Origin of the sequence: Nocardioides sp. S5 (genome assembly GCF_017310035.1) — a bacterium.
Lineage (GTDB): Bacteria > Actinomycetota > Actinomycetes > Propionibacteriales > Nocardioidaceae > Nocardioides.
Window position 1 is genome coordinate 3,169,018 of the sequence record NZ_CP022296.1, and the last position, 16,496, is coordinate 3,185,513.

A 16,496-nucleotide genomic window follows, 5' to 3' on the forward strand; every position below is an offset into this window, starting at 1 on the left:
GGATCGCGGGCGGGTGGTCGTGCGGCCGGCTCACTCGACCTCGCTCAGGTCCTGGTAGGTCCGGCTGATCCGGGCCGTGCGCTCGGACCCGGCGCGGCCCACGCGGCGCAGGACGCCGTCGGCGAGGACGCTGACCAGGCTCATCGCCGCGGCGTAGGAGTCGAAGGCCAGGCCGCTGTGGACCGGGCACTCGAGGAAGACCGTCGCGGCGGACGCGTGACCGGAGGCGGTCGGGTCGGCGACGAGGACGACCCCGGCCCCCGTGGCACCCGCTTGCTCCAGCAGCTGGGAGAACCCGCGGGGCCGGCGCCGGAAGCCCATCAGCACCACGACGTCACGCGGCCCGAGGTCGGCGAGCTCCTCGCCGACCACCTGGCCGGGGAGCGGCGCCAGCCGGACGTCGGGGCGGACCTGCGCGAGCTGCTGGCGCAGGTGGAGGGCGACGACGTGGCCGTTGCGCCAACCGACGACGAGCACCCGGTCGGCGTCGGAGAGCAGCTCGACCGCGCGGGCGATGGAGGGCTGGCCGAGGGCGACGGCGATCGCCGAGGCGTCCGACTGTGCCTGCTCCGCCGGGGTGCCGCCCTCGTCGACGCGGCGCGGCTCCCCCGCGGAGCGCAGCGAGCGCAGGTGGTCGCGCACCTCGTCGAAGCCCGCGAAGCCGAGGCTGCGGAAGAGGCGGCTCATCGTCGCCTTGGACACCCCCGCCAGGTCGGCGAGCTCCGAGGCCCGGTAGGTCGCGAGGTCGTCGAGGTGCGCGAGCAGGGTCGCGGCGGCACGCTGCTCCTGAGGCGAGAGGTGGGCGTGGTGCCGGGCGATCCGCTCGTCGATGCGCGGCCCGGCCGGGAGCTCGACCTCGGTCGCGCTCATGTCGGGTCCTCCACCGCGGCGGCCACCTCGAGGACCGCGCGCTCGAGGGCGACCAGGCCGGCCTCCACGTCCACCGCTCGGACGTCCTCGTCGGGGTGGTGGCTGATGCCGTCGGCGCACCGCACGAAGAGCATCCCGATGTCGGTCACCGATGCCATGACCATCGCGTCGTGGCCGGCCCGGCTCCACAGGTCCATCGGCGCGTCGTCGCCGGTGGCGCGGATGCCTGCGGTGACGGCCCGCTGCAACCAGGGGGCGCAGGGCGCGGAGTCGGCGCGGTGGGCCTCGACCACGTCGAGGTCGAGGTTGCGCCGCCCGCAGATCTCACCGAGCACGCGCTCGAGCTCGGCCCACGTGGCGTCGCGCTCGACGTCGGTTTCGGCACGCAGGTCGAGGCTGATCACCGCGCGACCGGGGATGACGTTGACGGCACCGGGCGAGACCTCGATGCGGCCGACGGTGGCGATGCAGTCGCGCTCACGGGCGATCCTCTCGATCGCCACGATCGCCTCGGACGCGCCCACCAGCGCGTCGCGACGCCGGGGGTACGGCGTACCGCCGGCGTGCCGGGCCTCGCCGGTGAAGACCAGCTGGAAGCGTCGTGCGCCCGCGATCGACGTGACGTTGCCCAGGGAGGCTCCCGCGGCCTCGAGGTAGGGGCCCTGCTCGATGTGCGCCTCGAGGTAGCCGACCATGCTGGCGGGGTCGCGGGCTGCGTCACCCACGGCACGCGGGTCGAGCCCGAAGTCGAGGAAGGCCTGGTGCAGCGTCGTGCCGTCGCGGTCGCGCAGGTCCCAGTCGGCCTCGTCCCACAGCCCCGCGACCGCCTTGCTCCCCAGCAGGGCGGAGCCGAACCGGGTCCCCTCCTCGTCGCTGAACGCCACCACCTCCACCGCGAACGGCAGCCCGTCCACCCGGTCGCCCAGCCGCTCGAGCACCTCGACGGCCATGAGGACGCCGAGCATGCCGTCGAAGCTGCCGGCGTCGGGGACGGTGTCGACGTGCGAGCCGAGCACGAGCGCCGGCAGGCCGGGGCGACGGCCCTCGCGGCGACCCCACTGGTTGCCGGCGGCGTCCTGCCAGGTGGAGGTGGCCCCGGCCGCGCGCAGCCACCCGGCCACGGCCTGGTTGGCCCGGGCGTGCTCGGGCGTGAGGTGGGTGCGCTGCAGGACGCCGGGAGTCGCGCTCAGCAGGTCGAGGTCGGCGCAGCGGCCGAGCACCCGCGCGGCGCCGGCTGCGCCGCTCATCCGGCGTACACCTCGCGCGCGGCACCCGTGCCGCCACCGGCCGTGATCGCCGCGCCCCCCTCGCGGAGCACCTGCTCGAGGGCGGCCAGCGTGGTGAGCACCGCGTCGCGGCGTGCGTTCCAGCCCATCGTGCCGATGCGCCAGACCCGGCCGTGCAGCGGACCGAACGAGGTGCCGATCTCGATGCCGTAGTCGGTGAGCATGCCGGCGCGCACGGCGTCACCGTCCACGCCGTCGGGGATCTCCACCGCCACCACGTTGTGCATCTTGTGGGCCTGGTCGCCGAAGACGGCGAGCCCCAGGCCCTGCACGCCGGCGAGCATCGCCGCGCCGTGGAGCCGGTGCCGCTCGACCGACTCCACGAGCCCCTCGTCGAGGAGCACGCGGGCGCACTCGCGCGCGCCGTAGAGCATGGTGGTGGCCTCGGTGTGGTGGTTGAGCCTGCGCGGCCCCCAGTAGTCGATGAGCATCGCGAGGTCGAGGTAGTTGCTGGCGATGCGCGTGCCGCGCGCCGTGTCACCGTCCTCGCGGATGCCTGCCTCGACGTGCCGGCGGCCCTGGACGAGCTCCACGGCACGCGGGGACATGGTGATGGGAGCGCTGCCCGACGGGCCGCCGAGGCACTTCTGCAGGCCTGCGGTGACGACGTCCAGGCCCCACGCGTCGGTCGCCAGCTCGTTGCCACCGAGGCTGGCCGTCGCGTCGCAGTAGACGATCACGTCGTCCCCGGCCAGTGCCTCGGCCAGGCCCGCGAGCGGCTGGTTCATCGTGGTGGAGGTGTCGCCCTGCACGAGGGCGAGGACCTTGGGCCGGACGCGGGCGACCGCGGACGCGACCTCGTCGGCGTCGAAGACCTCTCCCCAGGGGCGCTCGATGGTGTGCACCTCGGCTCCGCACCGCTCCCCGATCTCGCGGAGCAGGTGGCCGAAGCGACCGAAGACCGGGACGAGCAGGCGGTCGCCGGGCTCGAGCAGGCTCACCAGGGCGGCCTCGATGCCGGCGCGCGACGTGCCGTCGACGAGGAAGGTCTGCTCGTTGGCGGTGCGGAAGACCTGGCGGTAGAGGTCCATCGTGTCGTTCATCCAGCCCGTCATCGCCGGGTCGAACTGCCCGACGAGCTGCTGCGACATCGCCTGGAGCACCCTGGGGTGAGCGGTGATCGGGCCCGGCCCCATCAGGAGGCGGGGCGGCGGCACGAGCGGCGGGGACGACGTCATTCCCGCATGCTACTGAAACTACTGTTTCAGCGCTGTTTCATCTGTGTCACGCCTCGCGCGCCGGGACGGACCACCAGCCGCCCGGTCGGCCGTGCGGGGTCGTCGCGGTCGAGCAGCTCGCCGCGCAGGACGGTCGTCGTGACCGCTCCGGCCAGCGACCGGCCGTCGTAGGCCGAGATCGGGTTGCGGTGCGCCAGCCGGGACACGTCGACGTCGGTGGTCGCCGCCTCGTCGAGCACCACGAGGTCGGCGTCGGCCCCGACCTCGATCCGCCCCTTGGCACCGAGGCCGACCAGGTCGGCGGTCGCCCGCGACATCCAGCGGCTCACCACCTCGGGCCCGATCCCGCGCCGGCGCGCCTCGTCCACCACGGCGGTGAAGCCGACCTGGAGCCCGGCGATGCCGCCCCAGGCCCGCTGCAGGTCGCCGTCGCCGCGCCCCTTCTCCGCCGCGGTCGCCGGTGAGTGGTCGGTCACGACCATGTCGACGACACCGTCCAGCAGGCCCTGCCACAGGGCCTCGCGGTTGCCCGCGTCGCGGATCGGCGGACAGCACTTGAACTCCGGCGCGGCGTCGGGCACCGACCCCGCGTCGAAGCAGAGGTAGTGCGGACAGGTCTCGACCGTGACGGCCAGCCCTTCGGCCCGCGCATCGGCGAGCAGGTCGAGGGCCCGCGCGCTCGAGAGGTGCAGCACGTGCAGCCGGGCGCCGCTCTCGCGCGCGCCGGCGATGACCCGGGCGACGGCCTCGGTCTCGGCCCGGTCCGGCCGCGAGAGGAGGAAGTCGGCGTACGCCCGGCTCGGTGGGTGGGGGGCCGCGTCCAGCACGCCGGGGTCCTCGGCGTGCACCACCATCAGCGCCCCGAGGTCGGCGACGCGGGCCAGGGCTGCGCGGAAGCCCGCCGGTTCGAGCGGGGGGAACTCGTCCACGCCGGAGGGCGAGAGGAAGCACTTGAAGCCGAAGACGCCCGCCTCCCAGAGCGGCTCGAGGTCGTCGAGGTTGCCGGGCACCGCGCCACCCCACAGCCCGACGTCGACGGTGAGCTGGGCGTCGGCGGCCGCGCGCTTGGCGGCCAGGCCCGCGAGCGTCGTGGTCGGTGGCACGGAGTTCAGCGGCATGTCGACCAGCGTCGTGACACCTCCGAGGGCGGCGGCCCGGGTGGCGGTCGCGAAACCCTCCCACTCGGTGCGGCCCGGCTCGTTCACGTGGACGTGGGTGTCCACCACCCCGGGGAGCACGATCGACGACGGTCCGACGCGCAGCACCTCACCTGACACGGGGTGGTCGACCGGCGCCACCGACCGCACCTTCCCGTCTGCGAGCAGCACCGTCGCGGGGCGTACGTCGTCGCCGACGAGCACCCGGTCGGCGACGACGGCGTCCAGTCGCATCAGCAGAACCCGGTGACCGAGGCCCACGCGGCCGGTGCGGGCGGCTGCCCCTCCCGGGTCAGGCTGGCCTCGATCAGCCCGTAGGGGCGGTCGGCGGCGAAGAAGACCTCGCCCGGGTTGTCGAGGCCGAAGGGCACGAGGTCGACCAGGAAGTGGTGCTTGTTGGGGCACGAGATGCGGATCTCGACGATCTCCGGGTGAGCCTCCAGCACGGCGCGACCCATCGCGTGCACCGTCTGCTGGAGCCCCAGCGAGCGCCCCTCGGCGAACGTGACGAGCAGCAGCGCCTCGACCGAGGCGTGGAGGGCGTCGTGGTCACGTGCGGGGTCGACGTCGGCGTAGCGCCACCACGCCGTCACCGACGTCGCGAGCACTCGGTCGTCGGTCTCGGCGAGCGTGGTGAAGCGGTCGCGTGGGAACCCGTGGAACTCCGAGCCGGTGCTCTTGAGCACCGTGCAGTCCCGGAGCCCGGCGAGCACCGTGGTGCCGTCCTCGTCGACGTGGACCAGGGCCGTACGCGTGGAGCGACCGCTGCGGACGAAGGCGTGGTCGTGCGGACCGTCGCCGGTCACGATGCGGTCCCACGCGTACTGCTCGGCCGACCAGCGGCCACCCGTCACCCAGTCGAACTCGCCGGTGAAGTGCGCGGCCAGGCGCAGCAGGAAGGACTCGGGACTCACCACCCCGTGCTCGCGGGCGAAGGCGTAGACGGTGTTCTTCTGCGTGTCGGTGGCCACCACCCGGGAGTTGTCGCCGTGGGTGTGCGCGGCCTCGAAGTCGCCCCGCAGCTGGCTGGTGACGTTGAGGTCGGCGATGGTGTGCACCGGGGTGTCCCGGGTGACGCGCACCAGCCGGCACTCGGCCTTGCCGTACTGGTTGTCCCCCAGGACGATCCGGTGCTCGCTCAACTCAGCTCCCTCGGTAGGTGGTGTAGGCGAACGGCGCCAGCAGCACCGCCACATGGTGGTGCTCCCCCGCAGCGACGTCGAACGCGACGACGACCTCGGGGTAGAAGGTGTCGCGCTCCTGCGCGGCGAAGTAGGCGCCGGAGTCCACGACCAGGGTGTGCCGGCCCGGGGAGACCTCGCCCTCGAACCGCGCCCGGCCGTCGTCGTCGGCCCGGGTGTCGGCCACGGTCGCACCGTCGGCGTCGAGCAGCCGCAGGCCGATGCCGGCGGCGGGCCGGCCGCGCGCCGAGTCGAGCACGTGGGTCGAGCAGGTGCTGGTCATGGGCGGATGCTACGTCCCGGTCGGGCCCGTCGCGGCGAGCCGCGTCGGAAGGGCCGCAGAGCGTGGTCGCTGCCCACGGGCCCGACGAGACCGACCCTGCACGGAAGGCCGTCGGTCACCGTCAGCGAGAGGTCTCGGCCTCAGCCGAGGTGCGGCTCGAGGCGCAGCAGCGCGATCTGGCGCAGCTGGTCGACCGTCTCGGCGCGCTCGGTCACGTCGTCGTTGCCCAGCCGCCGCTCGAGCTCGGCGAGGATCTCGGGGCCGCTGCGGCCGGCGGCGCGGATCAGGAAGACCCGGTCGAAGCGCTTCTCGTAGGCCCGGTTGCCGGCCAGCAGCCGTGCCGCGAGATCCGCGTCGTCACGGTCGACACCGGACTGCTCGCGGGCGGAGTGGGCGGCGTCGTGCCGGTCGGCCTGCGCCCGCTCGCCGATGCGCGGGTGGCGGGCCAGGGCCCGCTCGAGCTCGGCGTCGTCGAGCGAGGACGCTGCCGCGGACGCGGCTGCGCGGACCCGGTCGGCGTCGCTGTAGGGACGGCCAGCCAGCACCTGCTCGACGAACCGGTCGACGTCGAGGCACTCGGCGAGCACGGCGCGCGCCTCGGGCTCCGCGAGGTCGTCGAAGGCGCACGCGCTCATGCCGGCTCCGCGTCGCGCAGGCGCTGGCTGATCACGGCCGACACGCCGTCACCGCGCATGGTGACGCCGTAGAGCGCGTCACCGACCTCCATGGTGCGCTTCTGGTGGGTGATCACGAGCAGCTGGGAGTTCTCACGGAGCTCCTCGTAGATCTCCAGCAGGCGGCCCAGGTTGGTGTCGTCGAGCGCCGCCTCGACCTCGTCGAGGATGTAGAACGGGGACGGGCGCGCCTTGAAGAGCGCGACCAGGAAGGCGACCGCGACGAGGGACCGCTCGCCTCCGGAGAGCAGCGAGAGCCGCTTGACCTTCTTGCCGGCCGGGCGGGCCTCGACCTCGATGCCGGTGTTGAGCATGTCGCCAGGGTCGGTGAGGACGAGGCGGCCCTCGCCGCCGGGGAAGAGCCGGGCGAAGGTCGAGTCGAACGCCTTCTCCACGTCGGCGTAGGCCTCGGTGAAGACCTGCTCCACCCGGGCGTCGACCTCGCGGACGATGTCGAGCAGGTCCTTGCGGGTGCGCTTGAGGTCCTCGAGCTGCTCGGTGAGGAACTTGTGCCGCTCCTCCATCGCGGAGAACTCCTCGAGCGCGAGCGGGTTCACCCGCCCGAGCATCGAGAGGGCACGCTCGGCGGTGCGCAGGCGCTTGACCTGCTCCTCGCGCACGAACGCGGCCGGCTCCGGGGCCTCCTCGCCCTCGGGGACCTCGCCGCTGAAGGGGATCAGCGTGGTCGGGCCGTAGTCGGCGACGAGGCCGTCGGCGTCGAGCCCGAGCTCCTCGAGCGCACGCTCCTCGAGCTGCTGGATGCGCATCTTCTGCTGGGTGCGCGCCATCTCGTCGCGGTGCACGGAGCTCACCAGCTCGTCGTGCTCGCGCCCGAGGTCGCGCAGCCGGGTGCGGACGGCCATGAGCTGCTGCTCGCTCCCCTGCCGGGACTCCTCGACGGCGGCGCGCTCGTCGGCGGCCTCCATGACCGAGCGCTCGAGCTGGTGGAGCACGACGCGCACGGCCACCGACACCGCCTGGGCCGCCCGGCCCTCGCGGACCAGCCGCTCGCGTCGCTCGGCGGCGCGCGCCCGGGACTCGCGCTCGGCCTGCGCCGCGCGCAGCAGCGAGTCGGCGCGGCCGTGCAGCGCGCGGGCGCGCTCCTCGGCGGTGCGCAGCGCGAGGCGTGCGTCCATCTCGCCCTGGCGGGCCCCGCGGGCGGCGTCGGCGAGGCGCTCGCGCTCGGAGGTGTCGGGCTCCTCGTCGGTGACGTCCTCGGCCGCGGCGAGCCGGGACTGAAGGTCCGCGAGCCCGGCGAGGTCGGCCGCGCGGGCCTCGCGGGCGGTGACGATGGCCCGCTCGAGCCGGTCGGCCTCCCCCTTGGCCGCGCGCGCCTGGGAGCCGTGCTGGCCGAGCTCCTCGGCCACTGCGGCCAGCGTCGCGTCGGACTCGTGGAGGCGGGCCAGCGCGACGTCGACGCGCTTGAGGGCGTCGTGGCGTGCGGCCTCGAGGCGGGAGATCTCGAAGCCGAGCCGCTCGGTGGTCGCGGTCGCGGCGGCCAGCTGCTCGGTCGCCTCGTCGACGGCGGCCTGGACCTCGATGAGGCTGGGCTGGCTGGACGAGCCCCCGGCCGCGAAGTGGGTGCCGAGCAGGTCGCCGTCGCGGGTCACCGCGACGACGTCGGGCAGGTCGGCGACGAGGCGCCGCGCGGCCGCGAGGTCGTCCACGACGGCGACCCGCTCCAGCAGCCGCGCGAGCGCGGGGCGTACGTCGGAGGGCGCGGACACCACGTCGACGGCGTACGCCGCCCCGTCCGGCAGCGCGGGCCAGTCGCGGTCGGCGGCAGGTGCTCCGCCGAGCAGGAGCCCGGCGCGGCCGAGGTCGTCGTGCTTGAGGTGGGTGATGGCGTCGACCGCGGCCTGCGACCCGGTGACCACCACGGCGTCGGCGGCGCTGCCGAGGGCGGCCGCGACGGCCGTCTCGTAGCCGTGGTCGACGTCGAGCAGCGCGGCCACGGATCCGAGCAACCCGTCGACGGTGTCGGTGGCGGCCAGCAGTGCGCCGGCGCCGTCCTTGCGGTTGAGGCCGATCTCGAGGGCGTCGCGGCGGGCGATGAGCCCGGCCCGCTCGCGGTCGGCCTGCTGGGCGTCCTCACGGGCGCGGGCCAGCTGCTCGTCGACCTCGTCGAGCACGGCGACCGCGTCCTCGTGCTCGGAGTCGAGACCCTCCTCGCCGGCGTCGAGACCGGCGACGCGGGTCTCGAGGGCGGTGAAGTCGCGCTGGGCGCGCTCGGCCCGGGCGGCGGCCTCCTCACGGGCCTCGGTCAGGCGCTGGATCTCCGCGTCGGCCGCCTCGGCCCGCGAGGTGAGGGCGTTGACCTGCCCGGCGAGCCGGGCCAGGCCCTCGCGGCGGTCGGCGGCGGCCCGCAGCAGCCCGGAGATGCGCTTGTCCTCCTCGGCGGCGGCCTCCTCGGCCGTGCGCTTGGCCGTCACCGCGGCCTCGAGGGCCGTGCGGTGCTGCGCGACCTGCTCGGCGATCTCGGTCTCCTGGCGCCGCACCCGCTCGGCCTGGGCCTCGAGGTCGTCGGGGTCGCGACCGGAGTCGACGGTGTCGCCCTCGGCGGCACCGGCGGCGTTGCGGATGCGCTCGTCGGCCAGCGAGGCGGTGCCGCGCAGGCGCTCCTTCAGCCCCGAGAGGGCGAACCAGGTCTCCTGCGCGGCAGCCAGCCGCGGCAGGTCGTCGCGCAGCGTCGCCTCGAGGGCCGACTCGCGCTCGCGGCCCTCGGCGATCGCGGCCTCGACCTCCTCGCGGCGCTCCAGCAGCACCGACTCGTCGGCCAGCTCGGTCTCCAGCGCGGTGCGCGCGGTGACCAGGTCGTCGGCGAGCAGGCGTGCGCGGGCGTCGCGGACGTCGGCCTGCACGGTCTGCGCCTGGCGCGCGACCTCGGCCTGGCGACCCAGCGGCTTGAGCTGGCGGCGGATCTCCGACAGCAGGTCCGCCAGCCGGGTCAGGTTGCCGTCGGTGGCGTCGAGCTTGCGGAGCGCCTTCTCCTTGCGCTTGCGGTGCTTGAGGACGCCGGCCGCCTCCTCGATGAAGCCGCGGCGGTCCTCGGGGGTGGCGTGCAGGATCGAGTCGAGCTGGCCCTGCCCGACGATCACGTGCATCTCGCGCCCGATGCCGGAGTCGCTCAGCAGCTCCTGCACGTCGAGCAGGCGGCACCCGCTGCCGTTGATCGCGTACTCCGAGCCGCCGTTGCGGAACATCGTGCGGCTGATCGTGACCTCGGCGTAGTCGATCGGCAGCGCGCCGTCGGAGTTGTCGATGGTCAGCTGCACCTCGGCGCGGCCCAGCGGCGGACGGCCGGAGGTACCGGCGAAGATGACGTCCTCCATCTTGCCGCCGCGCAGGCTCTTGGCGCCCTGCTCGCCCATCACCCAGGCGAGGGCGTCGACGACGTTGGACTTGCCCGAGCCGTTGGGGCCGACGATGCACGTGATGCCCGGCTCGAGCTGCATCGTCGTCGAGGAGGCGAAGGACTTGAACCCCTTGAGGGTCAGGCTCTTCAGGTACAAACGCGTGCTCCTCACCGGGTCATGGCCAGGCCCTCGCGACGGGCCACTGAAAACTGGGGAAGCTCAGCGCGGCTCACCCTACGACACCCGCCGCCGCCAGAACCGTTGCGCGCGACGCGTGCCACGTCCCATGCTGGGCAGATGCGCCGCACGCTCGCCGTCACGCTCGCTGCCGTGGTCTCCGTGGGTGTGCTCGTCGCTCCCTCCCCGGTGACGGCCGGTGCCGCACCGGAGGACCCGCTCACCCGGACGCACCTGCTCACCAGCGACGACTACGTGGGCGTCTACCCCGACATGCGCGACCTCTCCCGCTCGGTGCTCCGCTCGCCGCTCTTCGCGCCGCGCGGGTGCGACGACCGGGCGCTCGTGGTGCGCGGCAGCAGCCGCATCCAGGGCAGCGTCTCCCCGGGCGTACGCCGACGCTCCGTCGCGCTGATCGACCAGAACCTGGTGCGCTTCGAGTCCCGCCGGGAGGCGCGCGCACTCGTCCGCCGCTACCGCCTCTTCAGCGAGGAGTGCGTGGGCGACGTACGCACCGACGACGGCGAGGGCGGCCGGGTCCTGCTCAAGAACCGGGCCTGGTTCCCGCCGCGCGTCGGCGACCAGTCCGCCGGGATGCTGATCGGCTGGTTCTCGCGCGGCTCGGTCGACTGGCGCCGGGTGCTGGCCGTACGCGTCGGGCGGACGGTGTCGGTGCTCGACGTCGACTTCACCGACGACCGCCCACCGAAGGCAGGGGTCGTGACGCTGGGTGAGCTGGCGGCGGACCGGCTGCGCTGAACGCACCGACAGGCGTGGCGGTGACTCAGGTGCGCGGGTAGAGGCGACGGTAGACCAGGAAGAGGATCGGCCCGAGGACCAGGACCGGGAGGAGCCCGCTGGGCCCCTGCGAGAAGAGCCCGGTGAGGAGGGACGGTGCCATGAAGAAGCACACGATCCAGAACACCATCCGCGGGTTCACGCTCCACGGGGCCTGCGCAGCCGGCGGGGCGTAGCCGAGGGGGGCCGGCGGGACGGGTGGAGCGGGCACCACCGGGACGGTCAGTCCCCGCATCACCGCGTCGAGGTCGCCGTGGGTCCGCGCGGCCAGTGCCTGCGAGGTGCGCTCGTCGAGCTCGGTGGAGGTGATCCGGCCCTCGCCGAACGCGGATGCCAGCCGCCGACAGACCTGGTCCCGCTCGGTGTCGGAGGCGAGGAGCGCGTCCTGGGCGGCCTCGGCCTCGCTCTGCGACCGCAGCCAGTGGCGGTAGGCCTCGTCGCCCGCGCCGGGCGCGCCGTACGGCATGGTCATGGCCCAAGGCTAGTCCCGCGCCCTGCTCCTGCGTGGCGACTTCGCCGACTCGGTGACGCGGTCGAGCAGGACTGTCCGAGCCGTCAGCGACCGAGCACGTCCTCCAGCGCCGCGCGCACGAGGAGCGCGGCGTCCGGCCGGGCGTTGTGGCCCATCAGCCCGATGCGCCACACCGTGGTGGCGTACGCGCCGGCGCCGGCGCCGATCTCGATGTTGTGGCGCTCGAGCAGCTCGCGGCGCACCGCCGCGGAGTCGACGCCCTCGGGGACCCGGACGGTCGTCAGGTCGGGCAGCCGGTGCCCCTCGGCGGCGAAGAGCTCGAGGCCCATCTCTTCCAGGCCGGCCTGGAGCGCGTCACCCGCCGCCTGGTGGCGCGCCCAGACGGCCCCGAGGCCCTCGTCGAGGATGCGGGTGAGGCCGGCGTGGAGGCTGGCGACCATCGCGGTCGGCGCGGTGTGGTGGTAGGTCCGCTGGGCCTTGCCGCCCGCCTCGCCGACGTAGCCGCCGAGCATGCCGAGGTCGAGGTACCACGACCGCGGCTCCTCGACCCGGCGGTCGAAGGCGCGGTCGTTGATGGTGAAGGGCGCCAGGCCCGGGGCCACGCCGAGGCACTTCTGGGTGCCGGCGTAGCCGATGTCCACGCCCCAGTCGTCGGCGCGCAGCTCGATGCCGCCGATGGAGGTGACCGCGTCGGTGAGCAGCAGCGCGTCACCCTTGCCGGCGCCGAGCGCGGCGATGTCGGAGCGCACGCCGGTCGAGGTCTCGGCGTGCACGGCGGCGATGATCGCCGGCGACGGGTGGGCGGACAGCACCCGGTCGACGTCGACCGGCTGGCCCCACTCGTGCTCGACCGCGACGACCTCGGCGCCGCAGCGCGCGGCGACGTCGGTCATCCGCTGACCGAAGAGGCCGTTGACCGCCACGACCACCACGTCACCCGGGTGGACGGTGTTGACGAACGCCGCCTCCATGCCGGCCGAGCCGGTCGCGCTGAGCGGCAGGGTGCGGGCGTTGGAGGTCCCCCACGCCTCACGCAGCATCTCGCAGGTCTCGTCCATGATCCGCAGGAACTCGGGGTCGAGGTGGCCGAGCAGCGGGTCGGCCAGGGCGCGCGTGGCCTCGGGGTAGGGGTTGGACGGACCGGGACCGAAGAGGTGGCGCTCGCGGATCATGGGGTCGACGGTAACCAACCGGCGGGCGTCACAGCACCGCCCCGGGGTTGAGGATGCCGTCGGGGTCGAGGGCGTCCTTGACCCGACGGGTCAGCGCCATCACGTCGTCACCGAGCTGCGCGGGCAGCGCCGCCTTCTTGGTCCGGCCCACCCCGTGCTCGCCGGTGATCGTGCCGTCGAGGGCGATGGCGGCGTGCATGATCTCCTCGAACGCCGCGAGCGCCCGCAGCCGTGCCGCCTCGTCGCCGCGCGGCACCACGACCAGCGGGTGGGTGTTGCCGTCGCCGGCGTGGGCGACGACCGGGATGAGCAGGTCGTGGCGCTCGGCGATGCGCGCCACCGCCTCGACCAGCTCGGGCAGGCGCGGGACCGGGACGCCGACGTCCTCGAGCATCAGCTCGCCGAGCACCTCGACGGCGGGGATCACCATCCGGCGCGCCTGGACGAACTGCTCGCCCTCCTCGACGTCCTGGGTCACGAAGACCTCTGACGCCCCCGCGGCCCGGCAGGCAGCGCCCATCGCCTCGACCTCGGCACCGCAGGCAGAGCCGAGGGCGTCGCTCTGCGCCACGAGGAGCGCGCCGGCATCCGTGTCGAGGCCCATCGGGCGGTGCGCCTCGACCGCGCGGATGGAGGGCTGGTCCATCAGCTCGAGCATGGAGGGCCGGAGCGTACGCCGGATCGCGACCACCGCCTCGGCGGCCGCGGTCATCGTGGGGAAGGCCGCCACGAGCGTCGCGCCGACGACCTGGGCGGGCACGAGCCGCATCGTGGCACGCGTGACGACGCCGAGCGTGCCCTCGCTGCCGACGAAGAGCTTGAGGAGCGAGAGCCCGGCGACGTCCTTGATGCGGGTGCCACCCAGGGTGATGAGCGTGCCGTCGGCCAGCACCACGTCGAGGCCGAGCACGTAGTCGGTGGTGACGCCGTACTTCACGCAGCACAGGCCCCCGGCGTTGGTGGCGACGTTGCCGCCGATCGAGCAGATCTCGTACGACGACGGGTCGGGCGGGTACCAGAGCCCGTGCTCGGCGGCCGCGGCCTTCACGTCCTTGTTGAGCGCACCGGGCTCGACGACGGCCACCTGGCAGACCGGGTCGACCTCGATCGCCGTCATCCGCTCCAGGCTGAGCACGATCCCGCCGTCCACAGCGCTCGCCCCGCCGGACAGGCCGGTGCCGGCCCCGCGGGGCACCACGGGCACCCCGTGCCGCGCGGCCCAGCGGATCGTCGTACGCACCTGGTCGGCGTCCTCGGCGCGCACCACCGCCAGCGGCGTGCCGGCGTGCGGGTCCTGCGAGCGGTCCCACCGGTACTTCTCGGTGCGCCCGGCGTCGGTGACGACGACCCCGTCGGGCAGGGACTCCACGAGCTCGGCGAGGGCCTTCATCGGCCCATCGAACCACGGCGGACGGGCGCGCCGGGTCCGGCCGGTGTCTCCCCCGGGCGGCCGATGGTCCCTACGATCCACCCATGCGAGCCTCCGGTGCCCAGAGCGCCATGCCAGACCCAGGGCACGACCCGGCCACGGCCGAGCGGCGCGCCAGGATCTTCGGCGGTGCCGACCTCACTGCCGGTCGCTCGCTCGAGATCGGCCCGCTGGACGCTGCGCTCCTCACGCGCGACATGGGCGAGGTGTACTACGTCGACGTCCGCGACCGCGCGGGCACGGTCGCCTACTACCGCGAGGACACCTCGGTCCGGACCGAGCTCATCCCGGAGATCGACTTCTGGCTCACCCGCGACGACGGAACCGTCGGCACCCTCGCCGAGGCCGTGGCGGCGGGCGCCCCGTTCCGTCGCGTGGTCGCCAGCCACGTCATCGAGCACGTTCCGGACATGATCGGCTGGCTGCACGACGTGGCCGACGTGCTGGACGACGACGGCGAGCTCGTGCTGGTCGTGCCCGACCTGCGCTTCTGCTTCGACGCGCTCCGCCCGGGGGCGACCGTGGGGCAGGTGCTCCAGGCCCACCAGGACGGCGACCGGGTCCCGTCGATCCGCGCGGTCTACGACTTCGCCCGCACGGCGGTGCCGTTCCCTGCCGCGTCGGCCTGGGACGGCGCGTGGCCGCCGGAGGAACGGGTCAACCCGATGGCGCGGGTCAGTGCGATGGTGGAGCGCCAGCGCCGGGGCGAGTACGTCGACTGCCACGTGTGGCCGATGACACCGGTTCGCTTCGTCGACATCTTCGCCGACCTCCTCGAGCTCGGGTTGATCGACCTCGCGGTCGAACGCGTCACCGCCACGCCCCACGGGCACCACGAGTTCTACGCGACCTTGCGACGGTTCCCCCGCGACGGGGCACGGGACGAGATGGTGACGAGTGCCCTGCGGCACCTGTCACGGGTCCGCGACTCCCTCCCCGACGAGGTCCGCACCTGGCCCCAGCAGGTCCGCGAGGGGCGGCTCGTGGAGCAGCGGCTCGACCTCGAGCGGCAGCTCGGCGAGCTCGAGGCCGAGCTCGCTCGCACCGGCGAGGAGCGAGACAGCCTGCGAGCGGCCCGCGACCGGGCGTGGGAGCAGCGCAACCGCGCCCGGGAGGAGCGCGACCTGGCGCGCGCACAGCGTGACCGGTGGCGAGAGCAAGGACGGCAGGCGACCCGCGAGCGTGACCGCGCGAGGGCGCGAGCCGAGCGGCTGACGGGCCAGCTCCGTCGAGAACGAGCGCGGCTCGCGTCGCGACTGTCCCGGGCCGTGGCGCGTCGACTTCCCTAGGATCTCGGCATGGGGGAACGCGACGGTCCCGAGCAGGCGGCCACGGACCAGGTGCTGGAGATGCGGCGGGAGCTGATCCTGGGTGACGTCGACCTCGAGGCTGGCCGCACCCTGGAGATCGGGCCCCTGGCCTCGCCGTTCGTGACGCGGGCGATGGCCGACGTGCGCTACGTCGACGTCGTGGACCGCGCCGGGCTGGTGGCCCACTACGGGTCCGACCCGACCGTGGACACCGACCTCATCCCCGAGATCGACCACTGGCTCACGCGCGACGACGGGACAGTGGCCACCCTCGCCGAGACTGTGGCCACCGACGCGCCCTTCCACCACGTGGTGGCGAGCCACGTGATCGAGCACGTGCCCGACATGGTCGGGTGGTTGCGCGACGTGGCCGAGGTCCTCGTCGACGGGGGCGACCTCCTGCTCGCCGTCCCCGACCTCCGCTTCAGCTTCGACGCGCTCCGTCCCGCTGCCACGGTGGGCCAGATCGTGCAGGCGCACCTCGACCAGGACCGCATCCCGTCCTACCGCGCGGTCTACGACTATGCCCGCACGGCCGTGCCGTTCCCGGCCGCGCCGGCGTGGGCAGGGGCATGGCCACCGGAGGAACGGGTCAACCCGATGCCGCGCGTCAGGTCCCTGGTCGAGCGGCAGCAACGGGGCGAGTACGTCGACTGCCACGTCTGGCCCCTGACGCCGGTCCGCTTCGTCGACGTCTTCGTCGACCTCGTCGAGCTCGGGCTGGTCGACTTCGCGGTCGAGCGCGTCACCGCCACGCCGTACGGCCACCACGAGTTCTACGTGACGCTCCGCCGCATCCCCCGCACCGCCGATCGGGACGAGCACGTGACCGACGCACTCGCGCGCCTCGGCGAGATCCGTGCGTCGCTGCCGGAGGAGGAGCGAACCTGGCCGCACCAGGTGCGCGAGGCCCAGCTCCTCGAGCGCCAGGCGGTGCTCGAGCGCCGACTGGCGCGTGCCGAACGAAGCCTCGCCGCCGTCACCGGAGCCCGCGACCGCGCACGGGTCCAGCGCGACCGCGCGCGCGAGCAGCGCGATCGTGCCAGGGCGCGCGCCGCGCTGCTCGCCGGTCTCCTCGAGGAGGACCGCTCCCGGCTCGGCCGTCGCGTGCGGCGGCGACTGCGCCGGCTGCTCCCGCGACGCTGACCGGTCC

General features: G+C 74.2%; 14 protein-coding genes. 3 read left to right on the top strand and 11 right to left on the bottom strand.

Annotation, left to right across the window (positions count from 1 at the left end; translation table 11 throughout):
• Nucleotides 1-30: 30 nt before the first annotated feature.
• The 8 genes from CFI00_RS15665 to smc all read right to left on the bottom strand — a co-directional run bounded on the left by CFI00_RS15665 (nucleotide 31) and on the right by smc (nucleotide 10,141).
• Complete coding sequence (locus CFI00_RS15665; protein ID WP_207082008.1) at nucleotides 31-870, bottom strand: MurR/RpiR family transcriptional regulator; 840 nt, start codon at nucleotides 868-870, stop codon at nucleotides 31-33.
• On the bottom strand, nucleotides 867-2,117 hold the full coding sequence (locus CFI00_RS15670) for an allantoate amidohydrolase (protein WP_207082009.1): 1,251 nt from the start codon (nucleotides 2,115-2,117) through the stop codon (nucleotides 867-869). The genes CFI00_RS15665 and CFI00_RS15670 overlap by 4 nt, the downstream gene beginning before the upstream one ends.
• A complete protein-coding gene (locus tag CFI00_RS15675; RefSeq protein WP_242532433.1) occupies nucleotides 2,114-3,334 on the bottom strand; it encodes an alanine--glyoxylate aminotransferase family protein in 1,221 nt (406 codons plus the stop codon). The genes CFI00_RS15670 and CFI00_RS15675 overlap by 4 nt, the downstream gene beginning before the upstream one ends.
• A 26-nt stretch (nucleotides 3,335-3,360) precedes the next feature.
• Nucleotides 3,361-4,725: an allantoinase AllB gene (gene allB, locus CFI00_RS15680; RefSeq protein WP_207082010.1), complete on the bottom strand. Its 1,365-nt coding sequence runs from the start codon at nucleotides 4,723-4,725 to the stop codon at nucleotides 3,361-3,363.
• Nucleotides 4,725-5,633: a factor-independent urate hydroxylase gene (gene pucL / locus CFI00_RS15685; protein WP_242532434.1), complete on the bottom strand. Its 909-nt coding sequence runs from the start codon at nucleotides 5,631-5,633 to the stop codon at nucleotides 4,725-4,727. The genes allB and pucL overlap by 1 nt, the downstream gene beginning before the upstream one ends.
• 1 nt (nucleotide 5,634) lies before the next feature.
• Entirely contained in the window at nucleotides 5,635-5,955 is a 321-nt protein-coding gene (gene uraH / locus CFI00_RS15690) for a hydroxyisourate hydrolase (protein ID WP_207082012.1), read from the bottom strand.
• A gap of 140 nt (nucleotides 5,956-6,095) precedes the next feature.
• A complete protein-coding gene (uraD, locus tag CFI00_RS15695) occupies nucleotides 6,096-6,590 on the bottom strand; it encodes a 2-oxo-4-hydroxy-4-carboxy-5-ureidoimidazoline decarboxylase (RefSeq protein WP_207082013.1) in 495 nt (164 codons plus the stop codon).
• Nucleotides 6,587-10,141, bottom strand: a complete 3,555-nt coding sequence (gene smc / locus CFI00_RS15700) for a chromosome segregation protein SMC (protein ID WP_207082014.1) — start codon at nucleotides 10,139-10,141, stop codon at nucleotides 6,587-6,589. Before smc ends, uraD begins: the two co-directional genes overlap by 4 nt.
• A 141-nt stretch (nucleotides 10,142-10,282) precedes the next feature.
• Here smc and CFI00_RS15705 point away from each other — a divergent pair, with 141 nt between their 5' ends.
• Nucleotides 10,283-10,921 (top strand): hypothetical protein, encoded by a 639-nt coding sequence (locus tag CFI00_RS15705; protein ID WP_207082015.1) that lies wholly within the window; start codon nucleotides 10,283-10,285, stop codon nucleotides 10,919-10,921.
• Nucleotides 10,922-10,946: 25 nt separating this feature from the next.
• On the opposite strand, the gene CFI00_RS15710 is transcribed toward CFI00_RS15705, so the two are convergent.
• From CFI00_RS15710 to CFI00_RS15720, 3 genes are all read right to left on the bottom strand, one after another.
• Complete coding sequence (locus CFI00_RS15710) at nucleotides 10,947-11,432, bottom strand: DUF1707 domain-containing protein (RefSeq protein WP_207082016.1); 486 nt, start codon at nucleotides 11,430-11,432, stop codon at nucleotides 10,947-10,949.
• 83 nt (nucleotides 11,433-11,515) lie between these two features.
• On the bottom strand, nucleotides 11,516-12,604 hold the full coding sequence (locus tag CFI00_RS15715; RefSeq protein WP_207082017.1) for an alanine--glyoxylate aminotransferase family protein: 1,089 nt from the start codon (nucleotides 12,602-12,604) through the stop codon (nucleotides 11,516-11,518).
• A 28-nt stretch (nucleotides 12,605-12,632) separates the two neighbouring features.
• Nucleotides 12,633-13,994, bottom strand: coding sequence for an FAD-linked oxidase C-terminal domain-containing protein (locus tag CFI00_RS15720; RefSeq protein WP_207082018.1), 1,362 nt, complete (start codon nucleotides 13,992-13,994; stop codon nucleotides 12,633-12,635).
• A gap of 83 nt (nucleotides 13,995-14,077) precedes the next feature.
• Here CFI00_RS15720 and CFI00_RS15725 point away from each other — a divergent pair, with 83 nt between their 5' ends.
• A complete protein-coding gene (locus tag CFI00_RS15725) occupies nucleotides 14,078-15,322 on the top strand; it encodes a methyltransferase domain-containing protein (protein ID WP_207082019.1) in 1,245 nt (414 codons plus the stop codon).
• Between the two features lie 9 nt (nucleotides 15,323-15,331).
• On the top strand, nucleotides 15,332-16,489 hold the full coding sequence (locus tag CFI00_RS15730) for a methyltransferase domain-containing protein (RefSeq protein ID WP_207082020.1): 1,158 nt from the start codon (nucleotides 15,332-15,334) through the stop codon (nucleotides 16,487-16,489).
• The last annotated feature ends 7 nt before the right edge of the window (nucleotides 16,490-16,496 follow it).